Source organism: Aeromonas sp. R7-2, assembly GCF_040908105.1.
Lineage (GTDB): Bacteria > Pseudomonadota > Gammaproteobacteria > Enterobacterales > Aeromonadaceae > Aeromonas > Aeromonas caviae.
Map to the genome: position 1 here is coordinate 447,382 of NZ_JBFODC010000036.1, position 25,244 is coordinate 472,625.

The following is a 25,244-nucleotide window of genomic DNA, read 5'->3' on the forward strand; positions in this document are numbered from 1 at the left end:
AGTTACCTCCCTTCCCCATGAGGCCATGGTCAAACCACGACAGCACGGGCCCATGATGATAGAATCCCGCGGTTTCACATTTATGAAGAGCCGACGCCATGCCCTGGATACAAATTCGAATCAACGCCACTGCCAAGACCGCAGACAAGGTGAGCAACATGCTGCTGGGGCGTGGGGCCCAGGCGGTGACCTTTATGGATGCCAAGGATGTGCCCGTCTATGAGCCCATGCCCGGTGAAACCCCGCTCTGGGGCGAGACCGAAGTAATGGGACTGTTCGACGCCGAAACCGATCCGGCTCCCACCATCGCCTTCTTCCAGCAGATCTTCGGTGAAGACGTGGGCTACAAGGTCGAACAGCTGGAAGACAAGGACTGGGTGCGCGAGTGGATGGATCACTTCCACCCCATGCAGTTCGGCGAGCGGCTCTGGATCTGTCCGAGCTGGCGCGACGTGCCGAACCCCGATGCGGTCAACGTCATGCTGGACCCGGGCCTGGCCTTCGGTACCGGTACCCACCCCACCACGGCGCTCTGCCTGCAGTGGCTGGACGGGCTGGATCTGGCCGGCAAAACCGTGGTCGACTTTGGTTGCGGCTCCGGCATCCTCGGCATCGCCGCCCTGAAACTGGGGGCCGCCCGTGTCATCGGTATCGACATCGATCCTCAGGCCATCCAGGCCAGCCGTGACAACGCCGAGCGAAATGGCGTTGCCGACCAGATCGAACTCTACCTGCCGGCGGATCAGCCGCAAGACGTCGAAGCGGACGTGGTGGTCGCCAACATCCTGGCCGGCCCGCTGCGGGAGCTGGCGCCGCTGATCGCCGGTCACGGCAAAGCGGGCAGCCTGATGGCCCTCTCCGGCGTGCTGGAAAGCCAGGCGCCGGAGCTGGAGACCATCTATGGCCAGTGGTTCGAGATGGACCCGACCGCCGTGAAAGAGGAGTGGTGCCGCCTCTCCGGCCGCAAACTCGGCTGATAAGCAACAAGCCACGGCAGTTGCCAACCCATCAGCCGCACACTCGGCTGATAAGCAACAAGCCACGGTGGCTGCCAACCCATCGGCCGCACACTCGGCTGATAAGCAACAAGCCACGGCAGTTGCCAACCCATCGGCCGCACACTCGGCTGATAAGCAACAAGCCACGGCAGTTGCCAACCCATCGGCCGCAAACTCGGCTGATAAACAACAAGCCACGGCAGTTGCCAACCCATCAGCCGCACACTCGGCTGACAAGCAACAGGCCATGGCGGCAACACTTAGGTCGTTGAACGACAAGGGCACCCCAGCAGGGTGCCCTTGTCGTTTCCGGACGCCGTTCTCCTTCTGCCCACTCTGGGGAGAGCCTCACGCTTCTCTGCCTCCCGATGGCTTATCCTCTCTTCCTCCACCCCATCGAGGCCCAGTCATGACCGAATACGAGAAGATGATCGCCAGCCAGCCTTACAACTGCATGGCGCCAGAGCTGGATCTGTTGCGCCGGGAGACGGCCCGCCTGTACCGCCGCTTCAATCGCAGCGACGAGGAGGATGAACAGCTGGCACTGCTGCTGCAGATCGTCGGCGAGCTGGCACAGGGTGCCTTCATCTGCCCACCCTTCTACTGCACCTATGGCCGCCACATCCACCTTGGCAAGGGCAGCTACATCAACATGGGGGCCACCCTGCTGGACAATGCCCCCATTCGCATCGGCGCCGAGGTGATGATTGGGCCGAACGTGCAGATCTACACCGCCGCCCATGCGCTGGATGCCGATGAGCGCATTCAGGGGGTTGAGACGGCGCTGCCGGTCACCATCGAAGACAGGGTCTGGATAGGCGGCGGCGCCATTCTGCTGCCCGGCGTCACCATAGAGCGGGAAGCCGTCGTGGGTGCGGGCTCGGTCGTGACCAGAGATGTACCGGCCGGTGCCAGGGTGGCAGGCAACCCGGCACGGCTGCTGCCAGTCAAAGGTTGAGCGGAAGGCCCGAGGCTCGCTCAGGCGCTTTCCAGCAAGCGGTCGATGCAGTGCACCACCTGCATGCTGGCGTTTTCCATGGTCTTGAGCTGCTCGACCATGCTTTTGATATCCCCCTGCTCGCGCGCGTGCAGGGCGGCCTTGCCGCTCTCGTGGACCCGCTTGTGGGGCCCGTCCAGTTCACGAAAGCCCGGCTTGTGGGCGAAGAGCTCCGCACCCTGCCCCTCGAAATACCATTTGCCCAGCCTGCACTGAGCGTGGTCGCTCACCGGCTCGTGAAAATGCTGCTGATCGATTAGCCGATAGATGGTGTTCTTCCAGACGGCGTGATCCAGCTTGGTGGTATTGAGGAAGGAGGTGGAGGCCGCACTGTGGATCACCTGCTGCATCCGGCCTGATTGTGCCAGCACCTGGGTCACCACCACATCGATCTGGGAGGAGGAGGTCGCCACCTCGGCGGCACTGGCCTGGTTGTCATCGATGATGGACTTGATCTCCTGCGCCTGGGCCACTATCTGTCTGACCAGCACCTCGATCTGGCTGCTGGCTTCATGAGCCTTGCTCGCCAGCTGACGCACCTCATCGGCGACCACGGCGAATCCTCGACCGGCTTCACCGGCCCTGGCCGCCTCGATGGCCGCATTGAGTGCCAGCAGGTTGGTCTGATCCGAAATGCCCTGGATGGCGGTCACGAACTGGTTGATGGCGGATGTGCTGGCATCGAGCTGATGGACGGCTGCGAGGCTGCGAGCCGCCTCATCCGTGATGGCATGGGCACGATTGGAAAGACGGGTGATGGCGCCCCGGGTCTGGGCAAAGAGCTGATCCAGCTCGCTGAGCGCTCCCTTTTCCGCCATCAGGTGTTCGGCACTGCCGGCCAGCGCTTCCCGCACGCTCTGCAGCATCTCACCTCCCTGATTCTGGCAGGAGATCACCTGATTGAAGAGATCGCCACGCTCCCGGCTGGTGCGCTGCATGTGCTCGTATTCACCGATGGTGGCACGCAATTCGGCCAGCTCGCTCTGGTGCTGCTGCTCTTTGAGAAGCATCGCCTCCCTGAGCTGTTGATTCTCTTTTTCAAGCTTGCGGTTGAACCACATATCGCCTCCGGATGGCATAGGTGCGGGCAGTCGACGTCGAAGGGAAGCCTCTGGCTCTCTTGTCTCTGCCGATGCTGGCGGATCCCGGGCCGGATTTCACCTGCAAATGCAGGATATTTGACCCTGATCCTGATTCCAATCGAGGCCACATCAATGGCTGTGCAAAAGATCGCCACAAAGAGGCCGGGTGAGGTAGAGAAGAGGCAAAGGAGAAAGAACGCTGACGTGCCGATCCCGCAAAAAATGAAGCCCAATGTCATCAAGACGTTGGGCTCTAAAAAGGTGCTACGGAATTGCGACTCTCATCGCAGAAAATTAGAAGGGGTCACCTTCTAAACTGGCAGTGGGATAATAACGTGGCGCAAACGTTTTACATAGCGTAATAAACCAGGAGTGAGAAGAATCTCTCACAATTCAAAAAATGTCCGGCCAACCCCCTTCTACCCTCTTGGCAAGTGCGCATTTATCAGTACAGCCTGACGGCTTTGTCAGAAAACAAAAAAGCCCTGAATAATCAGGGCTTTTGGCGTTCTGTGCTTCAGAAGCTGCGCACGAAGTCCTGGATGGGCAACTCGCGCAGCTTGCGGGCCTCCAGCATGGGGGTGCCAAGGTAGAGGAAGCCCACCAGTTGATCCTCCGGTGCCAGCCCCAGTGCACCATGGATCTGCTCGTCGAAGATGAACCAGCCGGAGCGCCAGATGCCGTTGAAGCCCTGGGCCTGGGCCGCCATCTGCATCGCCATCAGGGCGCAACCGGCAGAGAGCTCCTGCTCCAGTTTCGGTACCTTGGGGTGCGCCTGATAACGGGTCGCCACCGCGATCACCAGGGGAGCACGCAGTGGCGCGGCGCGGCACTTCTCGACACTGTCCGCATCCTCGCCACGGGCATGGGCGGCATCGGCCAGCAATGTCCCCAGACGCTCACGCCCCTCCCCTTCAAACAGGATGAACTGCCAGGGGGTCAGAGTGCCGTGATCCGGCGCCCGCAGCCCGGCCTTGAGGATATTGTCGAGCACTTCGCCACTCGGGGCAGGCTCGGCCAGACGACCACAGGAGTGGCGATTGAGTAACAGATGGAGGGCATCCATGGGGCAGTTCCTTGTCAAAGGCGATGATGGCGCTACCTTAGCACAGCACCGGATGAAGAAAACCCCTGGGGTTCAGGGGTTTGTCAGGATACGAAAGGGCCGGGAGGCTAGATGACGGCAGCCAGCTCCGCCCCTTGCCGGATGGCGCGTTTGGCATCCAGCTCGGCGGCCACGTCGGCACCGCCGATGATGTGCACCGGCTTGCCCGCGGCCTGCAGACCGGCCTGCAACTCCTTGAGGGGTTCCTGTCCGGCACAGATGATCACCTGATCCACCGGCAGGCACTGCTGCTGGTCGCCCACCTGGATGTGAAGCCCGGCATCGTCGATACGCAGGTACTGGACGCCGGAGAGCATCTGCACCTTGCGATTCTTGAGCACGGTGCGATGGATCCAGCCGGTGGTCTTGCCAAGGCCGTCGCCCACCTTGCTCTCCTTGCGCTGGAGCAACCAGATCTGGCGCTCGGGGGCATCGATCTCGGGGGTAGTCAGGCCGCCGCGCTCACCCAGTTGCTTGTCGATACCCCACTCCTTGAGCCAGTGATCGCGATGGCTTTCAGCATCCGGCGCTCCTCTCTTCTCCACCAGGTATTCGGCCACGTCAAAGCCGATGCCGCCGGCGCCGATGACCGCCACCTTCTCGCCCACCGGCTTGTGATCCCGCAGCACATCCAGATAGCTCAACACCTTGGGGTGCTCGATACCCGGGATGTTGGGAGTGCGCGGGCGGATGCCGGTGGCGAGGATCACCTCGTCAAAACCGCCGCCCAGCAGGCTCTCGGCACTCTGGCGCTGGCCCAGATAGAGCTCGACGCCGCACTTCTCAAGCCGTTTGGCAAAGTAGCGCAGGGTCTCGTGAAACTCCTCCTTGCCCGGGATCTGCTTGGCAAAGTTGAACTGGCCGCCGATTTCGCTCGCCTGATCGAACAGGCTCACCTGATGGCCCCGCTCGGCGGCGTAGCAGGCAAACGCCAGCCCGGCAGGACCCGCCCCCACCACCGCCAGCTTCTTGGGCTGGGACACCCGGCCAAACGTCAACTCGGTCTCGAAACAGGCGCGGGGGTTGACCAGGCAGGAGGCACGCTTTTGCTTGAACACGTGGTCGAGGCAGGCCTGGTTGCAGGCGATGCAGGTGTTGATCTCGTCCGCCCTGTCTTCAGCCGCCTTGATGACGAATTCGGGGTCTGCCAGGAAGGGGCGCGCCATGGAGACCATGTCCGCTTCGCCGCCCGCCAGGATGCGCTCCGCCACCTCTGGGGTGTTGATGCGGTTGGTGGTGATGAGGGGCACCTTGAGGTGCTTTTTCAGCTCGGCGGTCACCCAGCTGAAGGCACCGCGCGGCACGCTGGTGGCGATGGTGGGAATGCGCGCCTCGTGCCAGCCGATACCGGTGTTGATGAGGGTGACCCCCACCTGCTCCAGTGCCCGGCCAAGTGCGATCACTTCCTCAAGGGAGGAGCCCTGCTCCACCAGATCCAGCATGGAGAGGCGGAAGATGATGATGAAATCCGTGCCCACCCGCTCACGGATGGCGCGGACAATCTCCACCGGGAAGCGCATGCGGTTTTCGCTGCTGCCGCCCCAGCCATCGGTGCGCTTGTTGGTGCGTTCGCAGATGAACTGGTTGATGAGATAGCCTTCCGACCCCATCACCTCGACCCCGTCATAATCGGCCGCCTTGGCCAGCGCCGCAGTGGCGGCGAAGTCGCGAATGGTGCCGCGGATCTGCCGCTCGCTCATGGCCCGCGGCTCGAACGGGGAGATGGGAGCCTTGAGGGCGCTCGGCGCCAGGCTGAACGGATGGTAGGCGTAGCGGCCCGCATGAAGGATCTGCAGCGCTATCTTGCCCCCTTCCCGGTGCACTGCCTCGGTCACCTTGCGGTGTTTGGCTACCTGCCAGGGAAAGCTCAGCTGGGAGCCGTGGGGCACCAGCCGCCCCCGCAAATTGGGGGCGATACCGCCGGTCACGATGAGACCGACCCCGCCACGGGCCCGCTCACCATAGAAGGCGGCCAGCTTGTCAAAGCCCCCCTTTTCCTCCTCGAGGCCGGTGTGCATGGACCCCATCAGTACGCGGTTGCGCAACTGGGTAAAACCCAGATCGAGGGGGGTCAGCAGCGTGGGATAACGGCTCATGATGCACTCCTTGTCGAGGTCGATGTGCACGGGGTCATGCTCCAGCCTTCCTGGCTGCCTCGGGTGACGGGCAGTAAAAAGAAGCGGTGGGTGGAGGTGGGGCCGGCTCATCGGGCCTTTCAGTTAATTTTTTGTTATCAAACTGGAGCTAGAGTAAAGAATCGAAAACTCTTTTTCAAACAAATGTTTGGACATTTTTTCAGCGAACAGCCGTGTTCCGAAGTGGCGGGGAGGCAGTCGACTCAAGGGGAAATGGCAATTGGCTGCGCAACTGGTTAATAATGGCTGCTCTCAACCCATTAACAGGGCGACAACGCAGCTATGTCTATTTTCAAAGGTCTGGGATGGCTCTTTCGCAGCCTCTGGCGCCTGCTCAACTTTACCCGCTTGATGCTGGTCAACCTGCTGTTTCTTCTCGTCGTGCTGGTCATTGTCTTCAGCGTCAGCCAGAGCGAGACCCCAAGCACCCCTATCGAGGGGGCGCTCACCCTCAATCTCTCCGGTGTGCTGGTAGAACAGCGCACCCAGACCGATCCCACGGTGCAACTGCTCAGGCAGATGGACAAGGGGGACGAGCAGCCAAGCGAAATCGTCCTCTCCGATCTGCTGTGGGCCATCAAGAGCGCGGGGAATGACGATCGCATCAAGGCACTGGTGATCAAGCCCCAGGGTCTGCAAGGGGCCAGCCTCTCCAAACTGCAGGAGGTGACGGCCGCCATCGACGCCTTCAAGGAGAGCGGCAAGCCGGTCATCGCCATGGCGGACTACTACAGCCAGGGGGCCTATCTGCTCGCCGCCCACGCCGACCACGTGCTGCTCAACCAGAGTGGTGCCGTGCTGATCGAGGGGCTGGGTGTCTACCAGACCTACTTCAAGTCGGCACTGGAGAAGCTCAACATCACCCCGCACGTCTTCAAGGTCGGCACCTACAAGTCCTTCGTCGAGCCCTACACCCGGGACGAAATGTCCCCCGAGAGCAAGGAGGCGAACCAGCGCTGGCTGGATCAGCTGTGGCAATCCTATGTGGCCGACGTGGCGGAGCAGCGGGAGATCGAGCCGGATGCCGTCGCACCGAACAAGGATCACTTCCTCGAACTGCTGCGCAAGGCCGGTGGCAATGCGGCCAGCTACGCCCTCGACAACGGTCTGGTGGATCAGCTCGCCACCCGCGACGAGATGACCCAGGCGGTGATCAAGGAAGTGGGCGAGGCCGATGATCATGGCTGGAAGGGGGTGGGCCTGAAAGAGTATCTGGCCGCCATCCCGGAACAGTACCCCCAGAGCGGCAAGGATGAGGTAGGCCTCATCACCGCCAGCGGCGCCATCATGGATGGCGTCCAGCCTGCCGGCACCATCGGCGGCGACAGCCTTGCCGATCTGCTGGCCGAGGCCCGCCGTGACGATCAGGTGAAAGCCGTTGTGCTGCGAGTGGACAGCCCGGGCGGCAGCGCCTTCGCCGCCGAGCAGATCCGCGCCGAATTGCTGGCCCTGAAACAGGCGGGCAAGCCGGTGGTCATCTCCATGGGCAGCTACGCCGCCTCCGGTGGCTACTGGATCTCCGCCGATGCGGACAAGATCTTCGCCTCCCCCACCACCCTCACCGGCTCCATCGGGGTGTTCGGCATGTTCGCCACCATCGACAAGGCGCTCTCCCAGTACGGGGTACACACCGACGGCGTCGGCACCACCGACTTCGTGGGGGTCGGGCTGACCCGTGCCCTGCCGGATCACGTGGGTGAAGCCATTCAACTGAGCGTGGAAGACACCTATCAGCGCTTTGTCGGCCTGGTGGGCAAGGGCCGGGGCCTTAGCCCGGAAGAGGCGGAAAAAGCCGCCGAAGGCCGGGTCTGGACCGGGCAGGATGCCAAGGCACTGGGGCTGGTGGACGAGTTCGGCAATCTGGATGACGCCCTCAAGGCGGCCGCCGATCTCGCCAACCTCAAGAGTTGGCAGGTCACCCCCATCGCACCGGAAGAGTCGGCCAGGGACAAGTTCCTGCGCGAGCTGTTTGACAGCAGCGCCCAGGCGCTGGCCCCGCACCTGCAAAGCTGGCTGCCCGCCGGGCTTGGCAAGGCGCTGCTGGAGATGAACCGCGGTCTGGACCCGCTGACCCGCTTCAACGATCCCCAGGGCACCTACGCCTTCTGCCCGGTCTGTCTCACCTGACGCCGGGGACAGCCATAAAAAAACCGCCGACAGGCGGTTTTTTTATGGGGCAAGCGGCCTTGTCAGGTCAGCAAGCCGGACGCTTGCCAGCGGTGCAACTCTGCCAGCACCCGGGTCTCTCGCGCCGTCCACTGGGGACAGGGACCCGCCAGCTGGGTCTTGTTGGTCTGCAGGGCCTCGGCCAGGGGGAACCAGCCCGGCGTGAAGCCGAGGCGGATCTCGTAGGGCTGGGGGCGCGGTGCACTCCAGTCCTCCCCGACCCGGCAGAGGTAATAGGACGATCGGATGCAGTAGGCATCGTAATCCGGCTCGCGCGCGGCACGATACTCCCGGGTCTCTCCCAGCAGGGGGCCCACGGCCACCAGCTCGGCGCCACACTCTTCCCGCAGCTCCCGGGCCAGGGCCGCATCGTGCGCCTCCCCGTGCTCGATGCCGCCCCCGGGGAACATGAGATCCCCGTTGACGCGGGAGTGCACCAGCAGCAGTCGATCACCACGCATCACCACGGCCCTCACCGTGGCCCGTTCAAGCACCCTGTCCTCGCCGCGGATCTGGCCGTGCACGAGACGGATATCGAAGGGATGGGCCCATTCCCGGGCTTCTGACAGGGTCGGATTCATGGTGTGCGGTAGCTCCCCTGCCTGAGTGCATCGACGATGGTGGCCGCCTGGTCGTCCAGCGTCTCCTGCTCCTCCTTGCCGATGGCATGGTAAATGCCGAGCCGGGTGGCGGAGACCTCGGGGCTCTCCTGGAATGACTCGCTCACCTTGCCCCACAGATAGGCCTGATCAAATCGCTTCTGCCCCATGTAGAGGGTGCTGAGGGCGGTGAGGATCCGGCTGTTGACCTTGTCCCCCTCCCGATAGAGAGAGAGCGCATGGTGCATCAGCCTGATGGCCTTCTCGGGCTCGCTCTTGGCATAAATGCCGCCGAGCGCCAGTTGCAGCTCGGGCTCCTCGAGGCTCGGCGTCCCCTCCTGCGCGAGGAAGCTGGCGCGGGCCTCGGGGCTGGTGTTGTTGGTCCAGTGCCAGAGCAGCAGGTAGGGATCCCGGGAGTTCCGGGTTTGCGCATCCAGCTGTTCCAGTTGACGGCCGGCGGCCAGCATCCCTTCCACTCTGGGGCTCTTCTGCTCCCTGGCCCGCTTGTACTCGATGTTGGTGGAGTGCTCGGCGCACTGCAGATAACGCTCCAGGCCGCGCATCAGATCGTACTTGCGCCTGTCCGTCCCCTCTTCCTGGAGATAGTAACGACCGCGAATGACGTCGCTGCGCTCATAGCGACACCAGCCGTCGTCCACCAGGTCCGCGCACAGGGCGGGATATTGGGAGCAGATGTTGTGGATCCTGTCGTCGTCGCAGGCCGTCAACGTCAGGCAACAAGCGAGGGAAAGCAGTAACGGACGCTGTGAGAATAGGGTCATGGTTCACATCTGGTTGATAACAATCGCAACCCGCACCGGCCACCGCCAACTAGCAAACAGGCTACATATCCATTACAATGCGCGCGCCGTATAAGGCCGCGATTGCAGAATAATATAACGAAACCATCAGCCCTACACTGATCTGCCTTCGACGAATTTCAATTTGCCCAGGCAACTTGCTTCAACAACGTGAAATAAAAGGATCTGGTTAATGACCCACGAGCACTACTTGCAGGCGTGGCAGGAGAGCCAGGAGCTCGCCGAAGCCATGCAACCCTTGATAGGTCTCCTCTACCGACAGCAAGGGATAGAGATCACCCTCTACGGACGCCCCCTGCAAAACGCCTCCACCATCGATATCCTCAAGGCCCACCGGGTCGTTCGCCGCCACCAGGGAGCCCCCCTCCCTATCCAACAGAGCTTTCCCCTGCTGCAAGCCATCCTGGCCCTGAACCCGACCGCCGCCGAAGTCGATCTCGGCAAACTGGCCGTGGGCTACTGGCAGGATCACCAGGATGAAGCCGGCATCGAGGACTATCTGCGCGCCAAGCTGGCACCGGCCCTGAACCGCAGTGCCGTGCCCGCCCCGACCGACGTGGTGCTCTACGGCTTCGGTCGCATCGGCCGCCTGCTGGCCCGTCTGCTCATCGAGCGCACCGGCGCCGCCAACTCCCTGCGCCTGCGCGCCATCGTGGTGCGCGGCGGTCGCGACGGGGATCTGGAGAAACGTGCCAGCCTGCTGCGCCGCGATTCGGTGCACGGCCCCTTCAACGGCTCCATCGAGGTGGATGTGGAACGCAGCGCCATCATCGCCAATGGCACCTTCATCCAGGTGATCTACGCCAACAGCCCGGCCGACATCGACTACACCGCCTACGGCATCGACAATGCGCTGATCGTTGACAACACCGGCGTCTGGCGTGACGAGGCGGGCCTGTCCGAGCACCTCAAGGCCCGCGGCGCCGCCCGGGTACTGCTGACCGCCCCCGGCAAGGGGGAGATGAAGAACGTGGTGTTCGGGGTCAACCACGAGGTGATAGGTCCGGATGACAAGATAGTCTCCGCCGCCTCCTGCACCACCAACGCCATCACCCCGGTGCTCAAGGTGATGCAGGACAAGTACGGCATCCGCCACGGCCACGTGGAGACGGTCCACTCCTACACCAACGACCAGAACCTCATCGACAACTATCACAAGGGCGAGCGCCGCGGTCGCAGCGCAGCCCTCAACATGGTGATGACCAGCACCGGCGCCGCCAAGGCGGTGGCCAAGGCGCTGCCGGAGCTCAAGGGCAAGTTGACCGGCAACGCCATCCGGGTGCCCACACCCAACGTGTCCCTGGCCATCATCAACCTGTCGCTGGAACAGACCACCGATCGGGAGAGCCTCAACGCCTATCTGCAGCAGATGGCGCTGAGCTCGGCCCTGCATCGCCAGATCGACTTCAGTGCCAGCACCGAGCTGGTCTCCTCCGACATGGTGGGCTCCCGTTTTGCGGGCATCGTCGACTCCCAGGCCACCATCGCCGAGGGGGATCACTGCGTGCTCTACGTGTGGTATGACAACGAGTTCGGGTACAGTTGTCAGGTAGTACGGGTGATGGAGCAGATGGCTGGCGTAGTCCGCCAGGATCTACCGGTATAGTCCGCCAGGATCTACCGGTATAGTCCGACAGGATCTGCCCGCCTGAACCCGCGTTCATGGCTCAATTTTCAAGGAGAGGCCGGATGTCGTCTCAGCAAGTGACGTTTCAACAAGCGATAGCGCAGATGCCCAAAGAGGTGTACGAGCGGCTCAAGACTGCGGTCGAGCTCGGCAAATGGCCGGATGGCAAGCCCCTGACCGAGGAGCAGAAGGCCACTTCCCTTCAGGCCGTGATGGCCTGGCAGGCGATGCACCTTGAGAACCCCGAGCACATGAACATCGGCCGTGACGGCGAGATCGTGATGAAGAGCAAGAGCGAGCTCAAGCGCCAGTATCGCGACGAGGAAGAGATAGTGCGGGTCGACCTTAGCCACTGAGGCAGGCCGCACGTCACCTATCGCGGTAACGAAACGAAAGAGGGGAGCCATTATGGCTCCCCTCTTTTTTCCTCTCTATGCAGGATGGCTCATCCCCCTCATCCCCGGCCCTTCTCCCACCAAGGGAGAAGGGAGCTGGCACGCACCTGCGAGCAGTCAGCGGGCCACCTGCCGGCGATCTTCATGGTAAACCTCGCCACCTCGATCTATCCCCTCTCCCGCTGGGAGAGGGTTAGGGTGAGAGGGAAGTCAGGGGGTCAGCTCCCCGCGCAGAGACTGCTGCATCAGCTCGCGGATGCGCGGCGCCGGCAGATCCTGGCTCAGCAGGAAGTGCAGCTTGGTGAGCGCCGCCTCGGCGGTCATGTCAAAGCCCGAGATGACTCCCGCACGGGAGAGGGCGTTGCCGGTGGCATAGCCCCCCATGTTGACCTTGCCGTGCAGGCACTGGCTCAGGTTGACGATGATGACGCCCCGGGCAGATGCCTCTGAGAGCAGCGCCAGCATGGCCGGGTTCTGGGGCGCATTGCCCACCCCGAAGGAGAGCAGGATCAGCGCACGCACCGGTTGTTGCAGGATGTTCGCTATCACCTCCGCCGAGATCCCCGGGTAGAGGGTCACCACCCCGATGGGCTGGGGGGTGATGTCGTGCAGCACCAGGGGGCGATCGCACGGCACGCCCAGCTCACCTGCCTCCAGGGAGATGGCGATACCGGCATTGAGCAGGGGTGGGTAGTTGGGCGAGTCGAAGGCGTGGAAACCGTCGGCATGCACCTTCTTGCTGCGGTTGCCGCGATAGAGCTGGTTGTTGAAGAAGAGCGTCACCTCGTGGATCGGGTAGTTGGCCGCGATATAGAGGGCGTTGAGCAGGTTCTGCTGACCGTCCGAGCGCAGCTCAGCCAGGGGGATCTGGGAGCCGGTGATGATGACCGGCTTGTGCAGATCTTCGAGCATGAAGGAGAGCGCAGACGCGGTGAACGACATGGTGTCGGTGCCGTGCAGAATGACGAAACCGTCGTACTTGTCGTAGTTGCCCTTGATGTCCTCGGCGATGCGCTGCCAGTCTGCCGGCGTCATGTCGGAAGAGTCGATGAGGGGGGCATATTCGTGGATATGGTAATCGGGCATTTCCGGTCGATGGAACTCGGGCATCCGTGCCAGACAGTCCTCCATGAAGCCCGCCATCGGTACATAACCGTGGTCGGAACGCTGCATCCCTATGGTGCCGCCTGTGTAGGCAATGTAGATGGACTTCTTCACACCCTCTCCTCTCTCTGGACTGGAAACCGGCAAATCAAACAGGGCTCAACCGATACAGCCCCCGTCCTTCAGATGGTGCGGGCGGGCTCAATATCGGTCATCAGCAGACCTCTTGAGGGTCTGTGTCCTCCCGTGGGGGCGGAACCGGGCGAATTATAAAGAGTGCCGCTGCAAATGACAGCCGCAGCAGCATTGTTGCGATCCGGAGCACACTCGGCGAGGCAGTTTTAAATGCCATGTTAACACCATGTTTTAATCATTAATGTGACATATGTGGATGTACTTGGTGTTTTTTGCTAGTATCCGGCGGATTTTTCACAAATCTCATCTGGACGCCCGACGAACACGGGCTCGTGTCGACCCCCTCTTTTGCAGAGGGACGGGGCTGCGGCCCCTCTGTCACTGGCGCGTTCGCCACTCTGTTTCATCCCGGCTGGATCCGTGAGTCTTTCTCGCCAAAGACACAGCCGATCAACATGGGAGCACTGAATGCTACAACTTGATGCCTACGCCACCCTGGTCGCCGCGACCCTGGTGCTGCTGCTTGGCCGCCTGCTGGTCAACAAGATAGGACCCCTGCGCACTTTCAACATCCCCAAACCCGTGGCCGGTGGCCTGGTGGTTGCCCTGGTGCTGCTGGTGCTGCGCTCCACCTTGCAGATCGAACTGCAATTTGATACCAGCCTGCAGACGGCCCTGATGCTGACCTTCTTTGCCTCCATCGGCCTCTCCGCCGATCTGGGCAGCCTCAAGCGCGGCGGCAAGGCGGTGGCCACCTTCCTGCTGGTGGTCACCGGCCTGCTGCTGGTGCAGAACAGCCTGGGGGTGGGTCTGGCCACCCTGCTGGGGCTGGATCCCCACATGGGGCTGCTGGCCGGCTCCATCACCCTCTCCGGCGGCCACGGCACCGGGGCGGCCTGGGGCTCCATCTTCACCGAGAAGTACGGCGTGCAATCCGCCGCCGAGCTGGCGATAGCCTGTGCCACCTTCGGCCTGGTGCTGGGGGGCCTCATCGGCGGCCCGGTGGCCCGTTATCTGGTGAAGAAGGTGCAGGTGCCCGGTGAGGAGCACAACCGTGACGGCGCCCCCCAGGGCTTCGAAATGCCGGACATGGAGCGCCCGCTCACCACCTTCAGCCTGATCGAGACCCTGGCACTCATCGCCATCAGCCTGAAAGGGGGCGAAATGCTGGCCCTCTATCTCAAGGGCGGCGTCTTCGAGTTGCCGATCTTCGTCTGCGTGCTCTTTGTCGGCGTGCTGCTGCGCAACCTGCTCACCCTGCTCAACTGGCACGAAGTGAGCGACCGCGAGGTCTCCCTGCTCGGCAACGTCAGTCTGTCGCTCTTCCTCGCCATGGCGCTGATGAGCCTCAGGTTGTGGGAGCTGGCAAGCCTGGCCCTGCCCATCTTCATCCTGCTGGCCGTTCAGACGGTGGCCATGGCGCTCTACGCCATCTTCGTCACCTTCCGGGTCATGGGGCGCAACTATGATGCAGCCGTGCTGGCGGCGGGTCACTGCGGCTTCGGCCTCGGCGCCACCCCCACGGCCATTGCCAACATGCAGGCCATTACCCAGCGCTTCGGCCCCTCCCACCTGGCTTTCCTGGTGGTGCCCATGGTCGGAGCCTTCTTCATCGACATTATCAACGCTGTGGTGATCAAGCTGTTCCTGGCCCTGCCCTTCTTGTGATCCCGGGCGCAGGCCCCGTATGACAGAGCCCACCTTGCGGTGGGCTCTTTGTTTGCTGGCCCCTGGACGCTGCCCCGACCCCCACCAAGGGGCCGACGGCAGGCAACAAAAAGCCCCGCACCAAGGTGCGGGGCTTTTTACTGACGCCACGGTAGGACTGCGGCCTGACCTTCCTTACAAAATAAAGGTCGACACCTGCTGGTTCAGGTTGGTGGCACGCCCCTTGAGGTTGTGCGCCTGATCCAGGTCGCGCATGGCGGAAGCGGTGATCTCGTCGCTCACATCCTTGATGGCGGTGGTGTTCTGGGTGATTTCACCGGTCACCTGGGTCTGCTCCTCGGCGGCGGTGGCGATCTGGCCCGCCATGTCGGAGATGAGGCTGACGGCCTGGGTGATCTCCTCCAGAGCCGCAGCGGCAGCGTCGGCATCCTTCACGCTGTTGTCCGCCAACCCCTGGCTGGTCTGCATCAGGCTCACCGCGCGGGCCGTGGTCTGTTGCAGGGTTTCGATGGTGGACTGGATCTCCTGGGTGGAATCCTGGGTACGGCGCGACAGCACCCGCACCTCGTCCGCCACCACGGCGAAACCGCGACCCTGTTCACCGGCACGGGCCGCTTCAATGGCCGCGTTCAGCGCCAGCAGGTTGGTCTGCTCGGCGATGCCCTGGATGGTGGAGAGGATGCCGGAGATGGCCTGGGCGTGACGGCTCAGCTCACCGATGACGCCGGTCGCCTGCCCCACTTCCTCGGCCAGGTTGTTGATGGACTGGCGAGTCTGGTTCACCAGGATCTTGCCCTGTTCACTGCTCTGGGCGGATTGCTGGGCGGCGGCAGCGGTGTTCTCGGCGTTGCCCGCGATCTCCATGGTGGCACTCGCCATCTCGGTGACGGCGGTGGCGACCATGGTCACCTCCTGTTGCTGGCGTTGCAGCTCTTCCACCGCGGCCTGGTTGGTCACCAGACTGCGTTCGGCATCGGCGTTCAGCTCGTTGGCAAGCTGACGGATGTTGGCGATGAGCTGATGCTGGCTGCCCACGAAGCGGTTGAAGCTGCCGGCGAGCTGGCCCACTTCGTCATTGGCGTCGATCTTGATGCGCTGGGTCAGATCGCCGTTACCGTCGGCGATGCGGGCCAGGGCCTGGGACACCTTGGTGAGGGGACCGAGCAGCAGGCTGACCAGCCAAGAGATGGCGAGGATGCTGCCCACCAGCACCAGCAGGGCCAGGCCGAGCTGGGTCATCAGCAGGGAGGAGAGCGGCGCCTCCAGGGTACTCTTGTCCAGTACCAGCACCAGCTCCCAGTCGGTGTCCGGAATGTCCGTCGCCCACAGCAGCTTGTCACGCCCCTCGTTGTCGAAGAAAGCAGGCACCAGGCTGTTGCTCGCCTTGCTCTGCTCGATCAGGGCATTGGTCAGATCGTTGTCGATCTCGCTGGCCGGCTTCATCGCCTTGGCCGCATCCTTGTAGGCGATGACGGTGCCATCCTTGTGCATCAGGATGGCGAAGCCGTCCGCTGGCAGCTTCATCTTGGTGATGTCATCCACCAGGGAGGCGATGGAGAGATCCCCCCCCACCACGCCGCCTTGGGCAGGCTGGGCCAGGGTCACCACCAGGATGTTGTAGGCCACGTCGAGGTAGGGTTTGGTGACGATCATGCCGCCCTTGGCCATGGCTTCCTGATACCAGCCACGGGAGCGGGGATCGTAACCGTCGCGGTTGATGGAGGGGTCGGAGTCGTTCATCTTGCCGCTGCCCTCACCAAAATAGGTGAGCTGGAAACGGCCGGACACCTGGGCCTGTTGCAGGGCGTTGAGGGGCTCGGCACCGGCCTTGTTGCCAAGGGCCTGGATGACGTCACGACGGGCGGCAAGCCAGTCGCTGACGCTGGCGGCCTGCTGGCTGCCAAGGCGCTGCACCTGTTCCTGACTGCCTTGCAGCAGCATGGACTTCTGGCTGGTGTAGCTCTGCCAGGAGAGCAGCAGGATCACCAGTGACAAGGCGATGACCACAGACAACAGTATCTTCTGCTTGAGTGATAGGTTTTTCATCGTGTTTTCTTCTTGTGGGGGTCGGGAACAGGATCAATCGGGAGTGCGTGGCACTGTGTGTTGTTAGCGGCCAATCCGCGCAAAACTGAAGCGGAGAATGGCGTGAGTGACGATATTTTACGCGGAAATTTTAAAAATGCTGCGGAAAATTGGAGCAGGAAAAAGAGCGAGGCCAGCCAACCCTGTTTATTCCTTCTGCAATTGGCTAGAATATCCCGTTTTTAAATCACATCGACCCCGAGAGTTTTCACGATGTTTGAAGTCAATCCTGTATTAAACAAGCTTAAGGAGCTGTCTGAGAGGACCGAGCTGCTTAGGGGGTACCTTTGACTATGACGCCAAGAAAGAGCGTCTAGAAGAGGTCAATGCCGAGCTGGAACAGCCGGATGTCTGGAACGAACCCGAGCGCGCACAGGCGCTGGGCAAGGAGCGCGTCTCCCTGGAGAACGTCGTCAGCACCATCGATACCCTGACCCAGGGCGTCGATGACGTCGAGATGCTGGTCAGCCTGGCCGTCGAAGGCGAAGACGAAGAGACCTTCAACGAAGCCGTGGTCGAAGCGGACGAACTGGAGGCCAAGCTGGTGGATCTCGAGTTCCGTCGCATGTTCTCCGGTCAGCACGACGGTTCCGACTGCTACATCGACATCCAGTCCGGTTCCGGTGGCACCGAGGCCCAGGACTGGGCCAACATGGTGCTGCGCATGTACCTGCGCTGGGGCGATGCCCACGGCTACAAGCCCGAGCTCATCGAATGCTCCGAGGGCGACGTGGCCGGCATCAAGTCCGCCACCATCAAGTTCACCGGCGAGTATGCCTTCGGCTGGCTGCGCACCGAGACCGGCGTGCACCGCCTGGTACGCAAGTCGCCGTTCGATTCCGGCGGCCGTCGCCACACCTCGTTCTGCTCCGTGTTCGTCTACCCCGAGATCGATGATGACATCGAGATCGAGATCAACCCGGCTGATCTTCGCATCGACGTCTACCGCGCCTCCGGTGCGGGTGGTCAGCACGTCAACCGGACCGAGTCCGCGGTGCGTATCACCCACGTGCCGACCGGCGTGGTGGTGCAGTGCCAGAACGACCGTTCCCAGCACAAGAACAAAGATCAGTGTATGAAGCAGTTGAAGGCCAAGCTCTACGAGCTGGAAATTCAAAAGCAGAACGCTGAGAAGCAAGCCCTCGAAGAGACCAAGTCCGACATCGGCTGGGGCAGCCAGATCCGCTCCTACGTACTGGATGATTCCCGTATCAAGGATCTGCGCACCGGCGTCGAAACCCGCAATACCCAATCGGTACTCGACGGCGACTTGGACAAGTTTATCGAAGCCAGCCTGAAATCAGGCCTGTAAACAGAGCAGCAGGAATCACCATGTCTGAACAAACCACCACCCCGGAAGTCGACCAGACTCTCGAACTGAACAACGAGATGCTTGAGCGTCGCTCCAAGCTGGCCGCCTTGCGCGCCCAGGGCAACCCCTTCCCCAATGACTTCCGTCGTGACAGCCTCTCCGGCGATCTGCACGCCGAATTCGGCGACAAGAGCAATGACGAGCTGGTCGCCCTGGGTAAACAGGTGAAGATTGCCGGTCGCATCATGACCCGCCGGATCATGGGCAAAGCGTCTTTCGCGACCCTGCAGGACATGGCTGGCAAGATCCAGATCTACGTGACCCGTGACGATCTGCCGGAAGGCTTCTACAACGAGCAGTTCAAGAAGTGGGATCTGGGTGACATCGTCGGTGTCGAGGGTACCCTGTTCCGCACCAACGCCGGTGAGCTCTCCGTACACGTCTCCACCATCCGCCTGCTGACCAAGGCCCTGCGCCCGCTGCCCGAGAAGCACAAGGGTCTGACCGACCAGGAAGCCCGCTGCCGCCAGCGTTACCTGGACCTGATCGCCAACGAAGAGTCCCGCAAGACCTTCGTGACCCGCACCAAGGTGGTGGCCGGCATTCGCAAGTTCCTGAATGACAAGCGCTTCATGGAAGTGGAAACCCCCATGATGCAAGTCATCCCGGGTGGCGCCTCCGCACGTCCCTTCATCACCCATCACAATGCGCTGGACATCGACATGTACCTGCGTATCGCTCCGGAACTCTATCTGAAGCGTCTGGTGGTCGGTGGTTTCGAGCGTGTCTACGAGATCAACCGCAACTTCCGCAACGAAGGCATCTCCGTTCGCCATAACCCCGAGTTCACCATGCTCGAGTTCTATATGGCCTACGCCGATTACATCGATCTGATGGATCTCACCGAAGAGATGCTGCGCACTCTGGCGCAAGACATCCTGGGCGACACCAAGATCCGTTACGCCAAAGAGGGCGAAGAGGGCCTGACCATCGATTTCGGTCAGCCGTTCCAGCGCCTCTCCATGGTCGACTCCATCCTGAAGTACAACCCGGGTGTGACCCGTGACGATCTGGCCACCCTGGAGAAGGCCACCGCCATCGCCAAGGGTCTGAAGATCGAGCTGATGAAGAGCTGGGAGCTGGGCCACGTGATCACCGCGATCTTCGAAGAGACCGTGGAACACATGCTGCTGCAACCGACCTTCATCACCGAGTACCCGGCCGCCGTCTCCCCGCTGGCCCGTCGCAACGACCAGAACCCGGACGTCACCGACCGCTTCGAGTTCTTCATCGGCGGCCGCGAGCTGGCCAACGGCTTCTCCGAGCTGAACGATGCGGAAGATCAGGCCGAGCGCTTCCAGGCCCAGGTTGACCAGAAAGCCGCAGGGGACGACGAAGCCATGTTCTACGACGCCGACTTCGTCACCGCGCTGGAACACGGTCTGCCGCCGACCGCCGGTCAGGGTATCGGTATCGACCGTCTGGTGATGCTGTTCACCAACAGCCACACCATCCGCGACGTCATCCTGTTCCCGGCCTTGCGTCCACAAAAGTAAGCGCCGCAGAAACAGGGCCGCAGCAGTACAGCTTCCGTCCATGACAATCAAAACGCCCCGCAATTGCGGGGCGTTTTTTTATGACGGACACAACCGGTGGCGAACCTTCAATACGCCACCAACTTGCCGCTTATCAGGCCGGTGGCAGCAGCCACTCCCCCTGCCACAGGGTCAGAGCCCGGCCCGCCATCAGCACCCGCTCCTCCTGCAATTCCAGCCTGAGATCCCCGCCTCGGGCCGAGACCTGGCGGGCCCGCAATTGCCGTTTGCCGAACCGCTCGGCCCAGAAGGGCACCAGGGCGCAGTGGTTGGAGCCGGTCACCGGATCCTCGTCCACTCCGACCCAGGGGGCGAAATAGCGGGAGACGAAGTCGTCCTCTCCCCGGCTCGATAGCGCCGTCACCATGATCCCCCGGCCCGGCAGCGCCCGCAGGGCGTGAAAATCGGGGGTGAGCGCGCGGACCGCCTCCTCGCTGGCCAGCTCCAGCAAGAACTTGGCGCCGGCCGCCAGGGTTTGCAGCGGCTGGCAACCGACCGCAGCCGCATAGGCCGGATCTAGAACGAGCGGCGCCAGGGCAATGCGCGGAAAATCGAGCCAGATCCACTCCCCTTCCCGCCGGGCCACCAACTCACCGCTGCGGGTCGCGAAGCGGATGGGGAGATCCCCCGACACCGCCCCCGTCTGCCACAGCACATGGGCCGCCGCCAGGGTACCATGGCCGCACAAATCCACCTCCACTTGCGGGGTGAACCAGCGCAACCCGTAATGCCCCTCTCCCAGTCGGGTCAGAAAGGCGCTCTCAGAGAGGTTGAACTCCGCTGCCATGGCCTGCAGCTCGGCGTCGGGCCGCGCTTCCCCCAGCACCACCACGGCGGGGTTACCTCCGAAGGGGTAATTGCTGAAGGCGTTGACATGATAGAGACGGGACATGGTTGCTCCTTGGGGCATGAGAGATCCCCGGGACAGGGGGCTCGGCAAGGCCATTTTTATATCACGGGCCCCCCCGGGCTGAGATGGATTTTGGCTTTATAAATTCATAAATCGCATAAAGAAGATATTTTTATTCTTTGTTGTTATTCATTACACCCCTTACCCTGACCAAAAATCAGACCATGGAAGACATGTGTGATGCCATTGACAGCCCCCACCCTGAGCCCGCTCTCTGACGAACAGCAGCGCCAGCTCAACCAAGTTCTCACCACCCTCAATACCCAGCAACTGGCCTGGGTCAGCGGTTATCTCTACGGCCTCTCTCAGGCGGGCGTCCAGCCCGTGGCGAGCGCAGGAGCAGAAGTCGCGGCACCCGGCGGCAGCCTGACCATTCTCTACGGCTCCCAGACCGGGAATGCCAAGGGCGTGGCCAGCGCCATCAAGGCCCAGGCCGAGGCCCGCGGCCTGCCGGTGACCCTCACCTCCATGGCGGACTACAAACCCAAGCAGCTCAAGAAAGAGAGCCACCTGCTGGTGGTAGTGAGCACTTACGGGGAGGGGGAGCCCCCCGAGAGCGCCGTCGATCTGTTCGAGCAGCTCAAGAAGGGCAAGGTCGGCAAGCTGGAAGGGCTCAAGTTTGCCGTGCTGGGGTTGGGTGACAGCTCCTATGAGTTCTTCTGCCAGACCGGCAAGGATTTCGATGGCTTCCTCGCCAAAGCAGGGGCAGAGCGCATCCATGAGCTAGCTAGCCTCGATGTGGATTATCAGGATGCCGCCAAGGCCTGGGGCGAGCAGGCCGTTGCGGCGGTCGCCGCCACCCTCTCTGCCGGCGCCGCGACCGCCAGCGTGGCGGGCTCGGTACAGGCCGCCGTCGGCCACAGCCAGTACAACAAGGAGAACCCCTTCCTGGCCAGACTCTCGGTGAACCAGAAGATCACCGGCCGCGACTCTACCAAGGACATCCGTCACATCGAGATCAACCTGGAAGAGTCCGGCATCACCTACCAGCCGGGGGATGCACTCGGCATCTGGTTCGACAACGACGCCGATCTCGTGGGGGAAGTGCTGGCCCTGACCGGTCTGACCGGTGACGAGGCCACCCCCCATGGCAGCCTGCGCGAGGCGCTGACCCGTCACTACGAGCTGACCCGGTTGCACGGGGGCCTGATCACTGGCCTCGCCGAGATCACGGACAACGCGGCGCTCAAAGATCTGGCCGGTGACAAGGCCCAGGTCAACGCCCTGGTGGCCAGCGCCCAGGTGGTGGACGTACTGAAACGCTTCCCGGCTTCCTTGAGTGCCGATCAACTGATCGCACTGCTGCGTCCCCTCACCCCCCGCCTCTACTCCATCGCCTCCGCCCAGAGCGAGGTGGAAGAAGAGGTGCACCTGACCGTCGGCGTGGTGCGCTACCGCCAAGAAGATGGCACAGTGCGAAGCGGCGGCGCCTCTTCCTATCTGGCGGACCGTCTGCCGGAAGATGCCGAGGTCCGGGTGTTCGTGGAGCACAATGACAACTTCCGCCTGCCCGCCAATCCCGACATCCCCGTCATCATGGTGGGCCCGGGCACCGGCATTGCCCCGTTCCGCGCCTTCCTGCAGGAGCGGGAAGCACAGGGGGCAGAGGGCAAGAACTGGCTCTTCTTCGGCAACCCCCACTTCACCCAGGACTTCCTCTATCAGGTGGAGTGGCAGCGTTATGTGAAATCGGGCCTGCTGTCCAAGATCTCCCTGGCCTTCAGTCGGGATCAGGCCAACAAGATCTATGTGCAGGACCGTCTGCGCGAGGCAGGGCTTGAGCTCTACCAGTGGCTGGAAGCAGGCGCTCACTTCTATGTGTGTGGCGACGCCAACCACATGGCGAAGGATGTGCAGGAAGCCCTGCTGGAAGTGATTGCGGAACACGGCCACAAGAGCCGTGAGGAAGCAGAAGAGTATCTGAGCGAATTGCGTCGTGCCAAACGTTATCAAAGGGATGTCTATTGATGAGCAAACAACTTATTCCGGGACCGGTCGAAGGGCCGCTGGCTGACAACGAACGCCTCAAGCGCGAGAGCAACTTCCTGCGCGGCACCATCGCCGAAGATCTGCAGGACCCGCTCACCGGCGGCTTCAACGGCGACAACTTCCAGCTGATCCGCTTCCACGGCATGTATCAGCAGGATGACCGCGACATCCGCCCGGAGCGCGCCGCCCAGAAGCTGGAGCCCCTGCACAACGTCATGCTGCGCGCCCGCCTGCCCGGCGGCATCATCACCCCGGCCCAGTGGCAGGTGATCGACAAGTTCGCCGAAGAACACAGCATGTACGGCAGCATCCGCCTGACCACCCGCCAGACCTTCCAGTTCCACGGGGTACTGAAGCGCGACATCAAGCTGATGCACCAGACCCTCAACAGCACCGGTATCGACTCCATCGCCACCGCGGGGGACGTGAACCGCAACGTGCTCTGCACGAGCAACCCGGTGGAGTCCGAGTTGCACCAGGAGGCCTACGAGTGGGCCAAGAAGATCTCCGAACACTTGCTGCCCAAGACCCGCGCCTACGTGGAGATCTGGCTGGATGGCGAGAAGCTGGGGGGTGACGAGGAGCCGATCCTGGGCTCCAACTACCTGCCGCGCAAATTCAAGACGACCGTGGTCATCCCGCCCCACAACGATGTGGACATCCACGCCAACGATCTCAACTTCGTGGCCATTGCCGATCACGGCAAGCTGGTGGGCTTCAACGTGCTGGTGGGGGGCGGTCTCGCCATGACCCACGGCGACACCACTACCTACCCGCGCAAGGCGAGCGACTTTGGCTTCATTCCGCTCTCCCACGTGCTGGAGGTGGCGGCCGCCGTGGTCAGCACCCAGCGCGACTGGGGCAACCGGGTCAACCGCAAGAACGCCAAGACCAAGTACACCCTTGAACGGGTGGGGGTCGAGGCCTTCAAGGCCGAGGTGGAGAACCGCGCCGGCATCCAGTTCGGGCCGGTTCACCCCTATGAATTCACCAGCCGTGGCGATCGCTTCGGCTGGGTGGAGGGGATCGACGGCAAGCACCACCTGACCCTGTTTATCGAGAACGGCCGCCTGCTGGACTTCCCGGGCAAGCCCCTCAAGACCGGCATGCTGGAGATCGCCAAGGTGCATCAGGGGGACTTCCGCCTCACCGCCAACCAGAACCTCATCATCGCGGGCGTGCCTGCCGGCGAGAAGGCACGCATCGAAGCCCTGGCGCGCCAGTACGGTCTGCTGGATGACGGCGTGAGCGAGCAGCGCAAGCAGTCCATGGCCTGTGTGGCCCTGCCCACCTGCCCCCTGGCAATGGCCGAGGCCGAGCGCATGCTGCCTGCCTTCGTCACCGACATCGAGGGGCTGCTGGCCAAGCACGGCCTGGCGGATGACGCCATCATCTTCCGGGTCACCGGCTGCCCCAACGGCTGCGGCCGCGCCATGCTGGCGGAAGTGGGTCTGGTGGGCAAGGCGCCGGGTCGCTACAACCTGCACCTGGGGGGCAACCTCGAGGGGACCCGCATCCCGCGCCTGCATCTGGAGAACATCACCGAGCCGCAGATCCTGGCCGAACTGGATGCCCTGATCGGCCGCTGGGCGAGCGAACGCAACCCGGACGAGTGCTTCGGCGATTTTGTCATTCGCGCCGGGATCATCGCCCCGGTTATCGACTCCGCGAGGGACTTCTATGCAGCCTGAACAGACTGATACAGCTCGGCTTGCGCGCACCGCCGACGGCCGGCTCGACCTCGACGCCCTCCTGGCCCTGGGCCGGGAGGAGCAGGTCGAGGCGCTGGCCCCCCTCAACCGGGCGCTGGACGCCATGAGCGCCCCCGAGCGGGTGCGCTGGGCCCTGGCCAACCTGCCGGGGGAGCATGTGCTGTCGTCGAGTTTCGGTATCCAGGCGGCGCTCATGCTGCACCTGGTGAGCCGCGAGCGGGCCGACGTGCCCGTGGTGCTGACCGACACCGGTTATCTCTTCCCCGAGACCTACCGTTTCATCGACGAGCTGACCGAGCGTCTCGCGCTCAACCTCAAGATCTACCGGGCCGCACTCAGCCCGGCCTGGCAGGAGGCCCGCTTCGGCCTCCTGTGGGAGCAGGGGGTGGAGGGGATCACCCGTTACAACCAGCTCAACAAGGTGGAGCCCATGGACCGCGCCCTGAACGAGCTGGGTGCCCGCACCTGGTTCTCGGGCCTGCGCCGTGAGCAGTCCGGCAGCCGGGGCAAGCTGCCGGTGCTGGCCATCCAGCGCGGTCGCTTCAAGTTCCTGCCGGTGATCGACTGGAGCAACAAGGACGTCTTCTACTACTTCAAGGAGTTCGACCTCCCCTACCACCCCTTGTGGGAGCAGGGTTACCTCTCGGTCGGCGACGTGCACACCACCGCCAAGTGGGAGCCCGGCATGAGCGAGGAGCAGACCCGCTTCTTCGGCCTCAAGCGCGAGTGTGGCCTGCATGAGGAAGGTGGCGAGAGCGACGGCTCCGGCATCTGATCCCCCGGTCCGGCCATGTGCTGCGCCCCGCCCA

At 62.8% G+C, this 25,244-nt stretch carries 19 protein-coding genes; 11 read left to right on the forward strand and 8 right to left on the reverse strand.

Features of this window, described 5'->3' with window-relative positions:
• Positions 1 to 98 precede the first annotated feature (98 nt).
• Together prmA and AB5Y47_RS17515 are read left to right on the forward strand one after the other, a co-directional pair.
• Positions 99 to 977, forward strand: coding sequence for a 50S ribosomal protein L11 methyltransferase (prmA, locus tag AB5Y47_RS17510; protein ID WP_010675412.1), 879 nt, complete (start codon positions 99 to 101; stop codon positions 975 to 977).
• Between the two features lie 430 nt (positions 978 to 1,407).
• The gene (locus AB5Y47_RS17515) at positions 1,408 to 1,956 is read left to right on the forward strand and encodes a sugar O-acetyltransferase (protein WP_336568136.1); all 549 of its coding nucleotides are present in this window, start codon (positions 1,408 to 1,410) and stop codon (positions 1,954 to 1,956) included.
• A gap of 20 nt (positions 1,957 to 1,976) precedes the next feature.
• Here the strand turns inward: AB5Y47_RS17515 and AB5Y47_RS17520 are convergent, their stop codons facing one another.
• The 3 genes from AB5Y47_RS17520 to AB5Y47_RS17530 all read right to left on the reverse strand — a co-directional run bounded on the left by AB5Y47_RS17520 (position 1,977) and on the right by AB5Y47_RS17530 (position 6,278).
• The gene (locus tag AB5Y47_RS17520; protein WP_069652083.1) at positions 1,977 to 3,056 is read right to left on the reverse strand and encodes a methyl-accepting chemotaxis protein; all 1,080 of its coding nucleotides are present in this window, start codon (positions 3,054 to 3,056) and stop codon (positions 1,977 to 1,979) included.
• 538 nt (positions 3,057 to 3,594) lie between these two features.
• Positions 3,595 to 4,143, reverse strand: a complete 549-nt coding sequence (locus AB5Y47_RS17525; protein ID WP_010675416.1) for an NAD(P)H nitroreductase — start codon at positions 4,141 to 4,143, stop codon at positions 3,595 to 3,597.
• A gap of 107 nt (positions 4,144 to 4,250) precedes the next feature.
• Entirely contained in the window at positions 4,251 to 6,278 is a 2,028-nt protein-coding gene (locus AB5Y47_RS17530) for an FAD-dependent oxidoreductase (protein ID WP_368220433.1), read from the reverse strand.
• A 321-nt stretch (positions 6,279 to 6,599) separates the two neighbouring features.
• Here AB5Y47_RS17530 and sppA point away from each other — a divergent pair, with 321 nt between their 5' ends.
• Positions 6,600 to 8,444 carry a signal peptide peptidase SppA gene (sppA, locus tag AB5Y47_RS17535; protein WP_214004378.1) on the forward strand — a complete coding sequence of 615 codons (1,845 nt, stop codon included), beginning with the start codon at positions 6,600 to 6,602 and terminating at the stop codon, positions 8,442 to 8,444.
• Between the two features lie 62 nt (positions 8,445 to 8,506).
• On the opposite strand, the gene AB5Y47_RS17540 is transcribed toward sppA, so the two are convergent.
• Both AB5Y47_RS17540 and AB5Y47_RS17545 read right to left on the reverse strand, forming a co-directional pair.
• A complete protein-coding gene (locus AB5Y47_RS17540; protein WP_048207040.1) occupies positions 8,507 to 9,064 on the reverse strand; it encodes an NUDIX domain-containing protein in 558 nt (185 codons plus the stop codon).
• The gene (locus AB5Y47_RS17545) at positions 9,061 to 9,864 is read right to left on the reverse strand and encodes a DUF2989 domain-containing protein (protein ID WP_139738047.1); all 804 of its coding nucleotides are present in this window, start codon (positions 9,862 to 9,864) and stop codon (positions 9,061 to 9,063) included. The genes AB5Y47_RS17540 and AB5Y47_RS17545 overlap by 4 nt, the downstream gene beginning before the upstream one ends.
• A 211-nt stretch (positions 9,865 to 10,075) precedes the next feature.
• Here AB5Y47_RS17545 and AB5Y47_RS17550 point away from each other — a divergent pair, with 211 nt between their 5' ends.
• Positions 10,076 to 11,509, forward strand: coding sequence for a glyceraldehyde-3-phosphate dehydrogenase (locus AB5Y47_RS17550; protein WP_279976167.1), 1,434 nt, complete (start codon positions 10,076 to 10,078; stop codon positions 11,507 to 11,509).
• Positions 11,510 to 11,592: 83 nt separating this feature from the next.
• Positions 11,593 to 11,886, forward strand: a complete 294-nt coding sequence (locus AB5Y47_RS17555) for a YeaC family protein (RefSeq protein ID WP_010675423.1) — start codon at positions 11,593 to 11,595, stop codon at positions 11,884 to 11,886.
• A 249-nt stretch (positions 11,887 to 12,135) separates the two neighbouring features.
• Here AB5Y47_RS17555 and ansA read toward each other — a convergent pair whose 3' ends face one another.
• On the reverse strand, positions 12,136 to 13,143 hold the full coding sequence (ansA, locus tag AB5Y47_RS17560; RefSeq protein WP_010675424.1) for an asparaginase: 1,008 nt from the start codon (positions 13,141 to 13,143) through the stop codon (positions 12,136 to 12,138).
• A gap of 489 nt (positions 13,144 to 13,632) precedes the next feature.
• On the opposite strand from ansA, the gene gltS reads away from it, so the two are divergent.
• A complete protein-coding gene (gltS, locus tag AB5Y47_RS17565) occupies positions 13,633 to 14,832 on the forward strand; it encodes a sodium/glutamate symporter (RefSeq protein ID WP_041212483.1) in 1,200 nt (399 codons plus the stop codon).
• A gap of 174 nt (positions 14,833 to 15,006) precedes the next feature.
• Here gltS and AB5Y47_RS17570 read toward each other — a convergent pair whose 3' ends face one another.
• Positions 15,007 to 16,878 (reverse strand): methyl-accepting chemotaxis protein, encoded by a 1,872-nt coding sequence (locus AB5Y47_RS17570; RefSeq protein WP_041215693.1) that lies wholly within the window; start codon positions 16,876 to 16,878, stop codon positions 15,007 to 15,009.
• Positions 16,879 to 17,130: 252 nt separating this feature from the next.
• Here AB5Y47_RS17570 and prfB point away from each other — a divergent pair.
• Positions 17,131 to 18,229, forward strand: a protein-coding gene (gene prfB, locus AB5Y47_RS17575) for a peptide chain release factor 2 (protein WP_102948437.1) whose coding sequence is annotated in 2 segments (ribosomal slippage) — positions 17,131 to 17,205 and positions 17,207 to 18,229 — 1,098 coding nt in all. Because the reading frame shifts where the segments join, the coding sequence is not laid out codon by codon here.
• Positions 18,230 to 18,306: 77 nt separating this feature from the next.
• Positions 18,307 to 19,785, forward strand: a complete 1,479-nt coding sequence (gene lysS / locus AB5Y47_RS17580; RefSeq protein WP_368220465.1) for a lysine--tRNA ligase — start codon at positions 18,307 to 18,309, stop codon at positions 19,783 to 19,785.
• Between the two features lie 133 nt (positions 19,786 to 19,918).
• On the opposite strand, the gene AB5Y47_RS17585 is transcribed toward lysS, so the two are convergent.
• Complete coding sequence (locus AB5Y47_RS17585; protein ID WP_319910413.1) at positions 19,919 to 20,716, reverse strand: PhzF family phenazine biosynthesis protein; 798 nt, start codon at positions 20,714 to 20,716, stop codon at positions 19,919 to 19,921.
• Between the two features lie 198 nt (positions 20,717 to 20,914).
• Here AB5Y47_RS17585 and AB5Y47_RS17590 point away from each other — a divergent pair, with 198 nt between their 5' ends.
• From AB5Y47_RS17590 to AB5Y47_RS17600, 3 genes are read left to right on the forward strand one after another with little or no spacing between them, the layout of a single operon-like run.
• A complete protein-coding gene (locus AB5Y47_RS17590; RefSeq protein ID WP_368220466.1) occupies positions 20,915 to 22,702 on the forward strand; it encodes an assimilatory sulfite reductase (NADPH) flavoprotein subunit in 1,788 nt (595 codons plus the stop codon).
• Positions 22,702 to 24,414: an assimilatory sulfite reductase (NADPH) hemoprotein subunit gene (gene cysI / locus AB5Y47_RS17595; RefSeq protein ID WP_039040326.1), complete on the forward strand. Its 1,713-nt coding sequence runs from the start codon at positions 22,702 to 22,704 to the stop codon at positions 24,412 to 24,414. The genes AB5Y47_RS17590 and cysI overlap by 1 nt, the downstream gene beginning before the upstream one ends.
• The gene (locus AB5Y47_RS17600) at positions 24,404 to 25,210 is read left to right on the forward strand and encodes a phosphoadenylyl-sulfate reductase (RefSeq protein WP_368220434.1); all 807 of its coding nucleotides are present in this window, start codon (positions 24,404 to 24,406) and stop codon (positions 25,208 to 25,210) included. Before cysI ends, AB5Y47_RS17600 begins: the two co-directional genes overlap by 11 nt.
• Positions 25,211 to 25,244: the final 34 nt, after the last annotated feature.

Bases quoted from the DNA above. Each gene is read 5' to 3' on its own strand.
- prmA (WP_010675412.1), top strand. From the start codon at position 99: ATGCCCTGGATACAAATTCGAATCAACGCCACTGCCAAGACCGCAGAC.
- AB5Y47_RS17515 (WP_336568136.1), top strand. From the start codon at position 1,408: ATGACCGAATACGAGAAGATGATCGCCAGCCAGCCTTACAACTGCATG.
- AB5Y47_RS17520 (WP_069652083.1), bottom strand. From the start codon at position 3,056: ATGTGGTTCAACCGCAAGCTTGAAAAAGAGAATCAACAGCTCAGGGAG.
- AB5Y47_RS17525 (WP_010675416.1), bottom strand. From the start codon at position 4,143: ATGGATGCCCTCCATCTGTTACTCAATCGCCACTCCTGTGGTCGTCTG.
- AB5Y47_RS17530 (WP_368220433.1), bottom strand. From the start codon at position 6,278: ATGAGCCGTTATCCCACGCTGCTGACCCCCCTCGATCTGGGTTTTACC.
- sppA (WP_214004378.1), top strand. From the start codon at position 6,600: ATGTCTATTTTCAAAGGTCTGGGATGGCTCTTTCGCAGCCTCTGGCGC.
- AB5Y47_RS17540 (WP_048207040.1), bottom strand. From the start codon at position 9,064: ATGAATCCGACCCTGTCAGAAGCCCGGGAATGGGCCCATCCCTTCGAT.
- AB5Y47_RS17545 (WP_139738047.1), bottom strand. From the start codon at position 9,864: ATGACCCTATTCTCACAGCGTCCGTTACTGCTTTCCCTCGCTTGTTGC.
- AB5Y47_RS17550 (WP_279976167.1), top strand. From the start codon at position 10,076: ATGACCCACGAGCACTACTTGCAGGCGTGGCAGGAGAGCCAGGAGCTC.
- AB5Y47_RS17555 (WP_010675423.1), top strand. From the start codon at position 11,593: ATGTCGTCTCAGCAAGTGACGTTTCAACAAGCGATAGCGCAGATGCCC.
- gltS (WP_041212483.1), top strand. From the start codon at position 13,633: ATGCTACAACTTGATGCCTACGCCACCCTGGTCGCCGCGACCCTGGTG.
- AB5Y47_RS17570 (WP_041215693.1), bottom strand. From the start codon at position 16,878: ATGAAAAACCTATCACTCAAGCAGAAGATACTGTTGTCTGTGGTCATC.
- lysS (WP_368220465.1), top strand. From the start codon at position 18,307: ATGCTTGAGCGTCGCTCCAAGCTGGCCGCCTTGCGCGCCCAGGGCAAC.
- AB5Y47_RS17585 (WP_319910413.1), bottom strand. From the start codon at position 20,716: ATGTCCCGTCTCTATCATGTCAACGCCTTCAGCAATTACCCCTTCGGA.
- AB5Y47_RS17590 (WP_368220466.1), top strand. From the start codon at position 20,915: ATGCCATTGACAGCCCCCACCCTGAGCCCGCTCTCTGACGAACAGCAG.
- cysI (WP_039040326.1), top strand. From the start codon at position 22,702: ATGAGCAAACAACTTATTCCGGGACCGGTCGAAGGGCCGCTGGCTGAC.
- AB5Y47_RS17600 (WP_368220434.1), top strand. From the start codon at position 24,404: ATGCAGCCTGAACAGACTGATACAGCTCGGCTTGCGCGCACCGCCGAC.